Source organism: Litorilituus lipolyticus (genome assembly GCF_006439335.1).
Lineage (GTDB): Bacteria > Pseudomonadota > Gammaproteobacteria > Enterobacterales > Alteromonadaceae > Colwellia > Colwellia lipolytica.
On record NZ_SAWY01000019.1, the window covers coordinates 281089 to 287347 of the forward strand.

A 6259-nucleotide genomic window follows, 5' to 3' on the forward strand; every position below is an offset into this window, starting at 1 on the left:
TAGTTAAACTTTGCTTAACTAACTTGTCTTTAAATTACGAAACTATTGTTACCTGGCTATATCTTCAGCTCAGGCTTACCCTACTGCAGCTGCACCTGCAACAATCTCACCCAATTCTTGAGTGATAGCTGCTTGACGCGCTTTGTTGAATACCAATTGTAAATCGTTAATAAGCTCACCAGCATTATCTGTTGCAGCTTTCATAGCAATCATACGGGCGGCTTGTTCACAAGCTAGGTTTTCAACCACGCCTTGGTATACCTGAGATTCAATATAGCGAACTAGTAACTGATCTAATAACGCATTAGCATCAGGTTCGTAAATGTAATCCCAGCGATGACTAATTTCTTCGTCATCTGATTTAGGTAAAGGTAACAATTGATCAATTGTTGGTTGTTGCGTCATCGTATTAACAAATTTGTTATATACCACGTACAACTTATCAATTTCACCGTCATCATAAGCTTTAAGCATAACCTTAACGCTACCAATTAAATCAGTAACTGAAGGGTTATCACCTAAGCCTGAAATTTGTGAAGTGATTTTAGCACCCATGCTTTTGAAGAAGGATGTAGCTTTTGAGCCTACAATGCCAAATTCTACTTCGGCGCCTTCTTCCTGCTTTTGAGCAGCATCAGCTAGTACTTTCTTAAATAAGTTAATATTTAAGCCACCACACAAACCACGGTCAGTTGATACAACAATGTAGCCTACACGCTTAGTCTCACGTTCTTCCATATAAGGATGACGATATTCTAAGTTACCAAGCGCAATATGGCCGATCACATTTCGTATATTTGTTGCATACGGACGAGATGCTGCCATACAATCTTGCGCTTTACGCATTTTGCTGGCTGCAACCATTTCCATAGCATTTGTGATCTTTTGAGTGTTTTGTACACTCGCAATCTTGGTTTTTATTTCTTTACCAACGGCCATGACTCTTTCTCCGAAAAGGTTACTTAATTAAAGACTCGATTACCACGTTTGAGTTGACTTGAATGATTCAAGTGCTTTAGTCAAACCAGCTTCGATGTCTTTATCGTAGTTACCGCTTTCATTGATAGTAGCCATCAACTCAGCTTGCTCATTGTTCACATAAGTGTGTAATGCTTCTTCAAAATCAACTACTTTGTTGATTTCTACATCATTTAAGAAGCCTTTTTCAGCAGCGAATAATGAAACAGCTGTTTCAGCAATTGATAATGGGCTAAATTGCTTTTGCTTCATTAATTCAGTAACACGTTGTCCATGCTCTAATTGTGCACGAGTCGCGTCATCTAAGTCAGAAGCAAATTGAGCGAAAGCCGCTAATTCTGCATATTGAGCAAGTGCTAAACGGATACCACCACCAAGTTTCTTGATGATTTTCGTTTGTGCAGCACCACCAACACGAGATACTGAAATACCAGCGTTAACAGCAGGGCGAATACCCGCGTTAAATAAGTTAGATTCTAAGAAAATCTGACCATCGGTAATTGAGATTACGTTAGTTGGTACGAAAGCTGATACATCACCCGCTTGCGTTTCAATAATTGGTAATGCAGTTAAAGAACCTGTTTTACCTTTAACTTCACCATTTGTGAATTTCTCTACGTATGCTTCGTTAACACGAGCAGCACGCTCAAGTAAACGACTGTGAAGGTAGAAAACATCACCTGGGTAAGCTTCACGACCTGGCGGACGACGTAAAAGTAATGAGATTTGACGATAAGCAACAGCTTGCTTAGATAAATCATCATATACGATTAACGCATCTTCACCGCGGTCACGGAAGTATTCACCCATAGAGCAACCAGAGTAAGGTGCTAAGTATTGAAGTGCAGCTGCTTCAGAAGCAGAAGCTACAACAACAATAGTATTTGATAACGCGCCGTGCTCTTCTAAGCTACGCACAACGTTAGCAACAGTTGATGCTTTTTGACCAACAGCTACATAAATACTCTTAATACCTGTGTTCTTTTGGTTGATGATAGCATCTAGTGCGATCGCTGATTTACCGATTTGACGGTCACCAATGATCAATTCACGTTGGCCACGACCAATTGGAATCATAGAGTCAATTGATTTAATACCAGTTTGTACTGGCTCATCAACTGATTTACGGTCGATAACACCTGGTGCAACAACTTCTACAGGAGAGAAGCCATCGTTATCAATTGGGCCCTTGCCATCAATTGGTTCACCTAAAGTGTTTACTACACGGCCTAAAAGACCACGACCTACAGGTACTTCCAAAATACGGCCAGTACCTTTAACTTTTTGTCCTTCAGCTAAATCAGCATAAGGACCCATCACTACCGCACCTACCGAATCACGGTCAAGGTTTAAGGCGATAGCAAAACGACTACCAGGAAGTTCGATCATTTCACCTTGCATTACATCGGCAAGGCCATGGATACGAATAATACCATCTGTTACAGAAACGATAGTACCTTCGTTACGAGCTTCGCTGACAACGTCGAACTGTTCAATACGATTCTTGATCAGTTCAGCGATTTCAGTGGAATTCAGTTGCATGCTCTGTTCCCTTATCTAAGATTGTAAAGTTGATGCTAAACGGCTCAGTTTACCTTTTACAGAGCCATCAATTACCATATCACCAGCTTGGATTAACAAACCTGATACGATACTTTCATCAATAATACAATTAAGCTTAACTTTACGTGCCAAGCGCTTTTCAAGCGCGGCGCTTAGTGTTGTTTTTTGCTCTGCCGTAACTTCTACAGCAGAGGTTACATCCACAGTTATTTCTTGTTCATATTCAGCTTTTAATTGGCTAAATTGCTCAAGAACTTGTGGTAGCACCAACAAACGTTCGTTTTCAGCCATTACTTTCAAGAAGTTTTGACCTTGGCTGTTTACTTGCTCACCACAAACATTAATAAATAATGCTTGTGCTTGCTCTACTGAAGTTCCACCAGATAAATAACCAACAATGGTTTCATCTTTAGCGACTTCAGCCGCAAATGTTAACTGGGCTAACCAGCTATCAACTGCGTTTGCTTCAACAGCAAATTCGAACGCTGCTTTAGCGTAAGGACGAGCGACAGTTGTCAATTCAGACATAGCTCTTTCCTCTTAAAGTTCAGCGACGAGTTTATCTAAAATGTCGCTGTGAGCAGCGGCATCTATTGAACGCTCGAGAATTTTCTCGGCACCAGCTACAGCAAGTACGGCAACTTGTGCACGTAGTTCTTCTTTAGCTCGGTTACGTTCAGTTTCAATTTCTGCATGACCAGCAGCTAAGATTCTTTCTTTCTCAGCTTGTGCTTTACCAGCAGCTTCTTCAACAATTTTAGCTTCATGCTTTTTAGCAGCATCTACAATAGATGCAGCTTCAGCTTTAGCTTCTTTTAATTGAGCAGTAGCTTTTTCTTGAGCAAGCTCAAGATCTTTAGCAGCACGGTCAGAAGCAGCAAGACCATCAGCAATTGTAGCTTGACGTTCTTCAATGGCACCGATAATTGGTGGCCATACATACTTCATACAAAAAATTACAAATACGACAAATGCGATTAATTGCCCAATCAGGGTCATATTAATATCCATTGTGCGTACCTCCTATTAATTCGCTATAAAAAAAGGGTTCTTAGCCTAGGCCAACAGCGAACAATAGGTATAAACCGATAGCAACACCGATCATAGCAATCGCATCGATAAGACCCGCTACGATGAACATTTTAACTTGAAGTTGAGGTGCTAATTCTGGTTGACGAGCAGCAGATTCTAAGAACTTACCACCTAAAAGACCAAAACCAATAGCGGTACCTAAAGCACCTAAACCGATTAGTAGAGCAACTGCGATAGCAATCATATTTTTCTCCGATATTTAAAAGTAAAGTTTAAAGTTAAAAGTTAAAAATTTTATACATCGGGCTTCCTGCCCTTATTACCCCGAGGGGCCGAATAAATTCGTTTAATTTGTTCCTAACAAATTAGTGGTCTTCGTGAGCTAAACTTAAATAAACTATTGTTAGCATCATAAAAATAAACGCTTGTAATGGGATTACCAATAAGTGGAATGCTGCCCATAAAAAGTGAATAGGTAATTGGAATAAACCAATAGTTGCAATAAGTAAGAAAATTAACTCACCTGCATATAAGTTACCAAATAAACGTAAAGCTAACGATAGAGGACGAGCTAACATCGTAACGGTTTCTAGCAAAAAGTTTACAGGGTACAAAGACCAATGACCAAAAGGTTGAGTAGTTAGTTCTTTAATGAAACCACCTACACCTTTTACTTTGATTGAATAGTAAATAATTAGGATAAATACACCTAATGCTAAACCAAAGGTAATGTTAGGATCTGCTGTAGGAACTGGCTTCATGTAGATATCACCTAACTCCATACCAGTAGTCCAATGAATAAGGTGTGGTAATAAGTCTACTGGAACCCAGTCCATAGCATTCATTAGTAAAACCCATACAAATATGGTTAAACTTAATGGCGCAATTAATGGGTTTTTACCATGGAATGTGCTTTTAACGCTATCATCCACAAAGCCCACGACCATTTCAACAGCACATTGCAACTTGCCTGGAACACCAGTTGTTGCTTTTTTTGCTACCGATCGAAAGATCATTAAAAAGACCAAACCTAAAAATATTGACCATCCCAAAGAATCTAAATGAACGGCCATAAAGCCTTCACCTACTTTCAAATTGGCAAGATGGTGAACAATATATTCTTGGCTGGTTAATTCAGCACCTGAAGACATATTAATTTCCCAATGATTAAAGTTTAAAAATAAAATCTTAACGGTTGCCGCTATAACTCAGTAGTAAAGGTGTTACTAAAGGTAAAGCCACAACAACACAAAACATCCCTAAAAATGGAACAGGCAATAGCACTAAAAGTTTGAAAGCGAGTGCAAATAACAAAGCTGTTAAACCCATTTTTAACTTAACGCCACTAAAGAAAGACTCCACGACTTTCTTCGATGACTGTGCTCCTGCAAACTTAAAAGCTTTATAAGCAAAAACACAATTAGGAATGATAACGACAAATCCACCAACAAAAGCAGATTTAGCATAGTCAAAATCCCAGATATAACAAATTAATAGCGATAAAAACGAAACGATAATAATAGCTAACATATTCTGCTTAAAGGCAAATTCTCGACCTGCTCTTGTTAGACTATTTTTCATAGATAATTTTTAAATTTAATACGAATTTGATCGTATAAATCTTCGTTTTTTAAAGTAAAAACTTTAACGCTAAAAAAGTTTGCGCAAGTATACTTAATCTGGCTTTTTTTGCAAGAAAATAGGGCATACAACGCCCTTTATTTGTGCGAATAATATATATTCATGTAATTAATGTCACATTCTATTAATATTCATATTTACTTGGGCATCATATAGCTAGAGTCCTGTGACAAATGGCAAACTATCGAATATAACTTATCGCTCTATTTCATCCCTACTGATCTTACCAGTTGTTATTTAGAGATTATTATCAGACTTGCTTAAGTTTCATTCAGTTTAATTTCGGCTTTTACTTAGTATATATTGTGACATAGCTAGCTTTTATATTTTAATTTGCCTAATAGGCGCTAAATAAGCATATTTTCACATATAATCAATATACATATACTTTCTACGAAAAATAGAAATAAAACGCTTTATTTCAAATCTCAAGTCCTCAATTTGCAATTTAACTGAAGGGGAATTTCTTAATTGTGGTAAGTGGCGAATAAATAGCTAAAAACAAAAAAAACATTCCTCTGTAACGGCTTTTCTTTAATTAGCGCTTAGCAGTGTCCTACTCTCATATAAATACATAAACACCAACACACTATCTACCTTGCTGTAAACGCAGTTAACTACTGCTTATCTTAGGCGTTGAGAATGGGATGAGGCGAAGTGAGCTTTGCCCAGTTGAAAATTGCAAACCTGAAAAGCAAAAACCCCGACGCTTTCGAATTGGAGCTTTCTCTTATTTATAAGAAAGCGAAGGTTAACAATGTCCTACGCTCACATAAGAGCACGAGCATCAGCACATCCAGCCTTGGTGTAAACACAGTTCATTTCTGCTTATCTTAGGCCTTGAGAATGACGAATTGAGAATGGGATGAGGTGAAGTGAGTTTTGCCCAGTTGAAAATAGCAAAACCTGAAAAGCAAAAACCCCGACTCTTTCGAATCGGGGTTTTCTTAATTAGAAGCTTAGCAATGTCCTACTCTCACATGGGAACTCCCACACTACCATCGGCGCTAACACATTTCACTTCTGAGTTCGGAATGGGATCAGG

The 6259-nt window shown here is 38.4% G+C and carries 7 protein-coding genes and 1 rRNA gene; all 8 read right to left on the reverse strand.

Going from position 1 to position 6259, the window contains the following annotated elements; genetic code table 11:
• Positions 1–75: 75 nt before the first annotated feature.
• Positions 76–939 carry a F0F1 ATP synthase subunit gamma gene (atpG, locus tag EPA86_RS09315; RefSeq protein WP_140603158.1) on the reverse strand — a complete coding sequence of 288 codons (864 nt, stop codon included), beginning with the start codon at positions 937–939 and terminating at the stop codon, positions 76–78.
• A 39-nt stretch (positions 940–978) separates the two neighbouring features.
• Positions 979–2520, reverse strand: coding sequence for a F0F1 ATP synthase subunit alpha (gene atpA / locus EPA86_RS09320; protein WP_140603159.1), 1542 nt, complete (start codon positions 2518–2520; stop codon positions 979–981).
• A gap of 15 nt (positions 2521–2535) precedes the next feature.
• Positions 2536–3069: a F0F1 ATP synthase subunit delta gene (atpH, locus tag EPA86_RS09325; protein WP_140603160.1), complete on the reverse strand. Its 534-nt coding sequence runs from the start codon at positions 3067–3069 to the stop codon at positions 2536–2538.
• A 12-nt stretch (positions 3070–3081) separates the two neighbouring features.
• The gene (gene atpF, locus EPA86_RS09330) at positions 3082–3552 is read right to left on the reverse strand and encodes a F0F1 ATP synthase subunit B (protein WP_140603161.1); all 471 of its coding nucleotides are present in this window, start codon (positions 3550–3552) and stop codon (positions 3082–3084) included.
• Between the two features lie 40 nt (positions 3553–3592).
• Positions 3593–3817 carry a F0F1 ATP synthase subunit C gene (gene atpE / locus EPA86_RS09335; RefSeq protein WP_118960401.1) on the reverse strand — a complete coding sequence of 75 codons (225 nt, stop codon included), beginning with the start codon at positions 3815–3817 and terminating at the stop codon, positions 3593–3595.
• Between the two features lie 121 nt (positions 3818–3938).
• Complete coding sequence (gene atpB / locus EPA86_RS09340; RefSeq protein ID WP_140603162.1) at positions 3939–4724, reverse strand: F0F1 ATP synthase subunit A; 786 nt, start codon at positions 4722–4724, stop codon at positions 3939–3941.
• 37 nt (positions 4725–4761) lie between these two features.
• Positions 4762–5154, reverse strand: a complete 393-nt coding sequence (locus tag EPA86_RS09345; RefSeq protein ID WP_140603163.1) for an ATP synthase subunit I — start codon at positions 5152–5154, stop codon at positions 4762–4764.
• 1017 nt (positions 5155–6171) lie between these two features.
• Positions 6172–6259, reverse strand: a 5S ribosomal RNA gene (gene rrf / locus EPA86_RS09350); the annotation flags it as partial.

What these genes read in the sequence shown, in the direction of transcription:
- atpG (WP_140603158.1), bottom strand. Translation starts at nt 939, where the DNA reads ATGGCCGTTGGTAAAGAAATAAAAACCAAGATTGCGAGTGTACAAAAC.
- atpA (WP_140603159.1), bottom strand. Translation starts at nt 2,520, where the DNA reads ATGCAACTGAATTCCACTGAAATCGCTGAACTGATCAAGAATCGTATT.
- atpH (WP_140603160.1), bottom strand. Translation starts at nt 3,069, where the DNA reads ATGTCTGAATTGACAACTGTCGCTCGTCCTTACGCTAAAGCAGCGTTC.
- atpF (WP_140603161.1), bottom strand. Translation starts at nt 3,552, where the DNA reads ATGGATATTAATATGACCCTGATTGGGCAATTAATCGCATTTGTCGTA.
- atpE (WP_118960401.1), bottom strand. Translation starts at nt 3,817, where the DNA reads ATGATTGCTATCGCAGTTGCTCTACTAATCGGTTTAGGTGCTTTAGGT.
- atpB (WP_140603162.1), bottom strand. Translation starts at nt 4,724, where the DNA reads ATGTCTTCAGGTGCTGAATTAACCAGCCAAGAATATATTGTTCACCAT.
- EPA86_RS09345 (WP_140603163.1), bottom strand. Translation starts at nt 5,154, where the DNA reads ATGAAAAATAGTCTAACAAGAGCAGGTCGAGAATTTGCCTTTAAGCAG.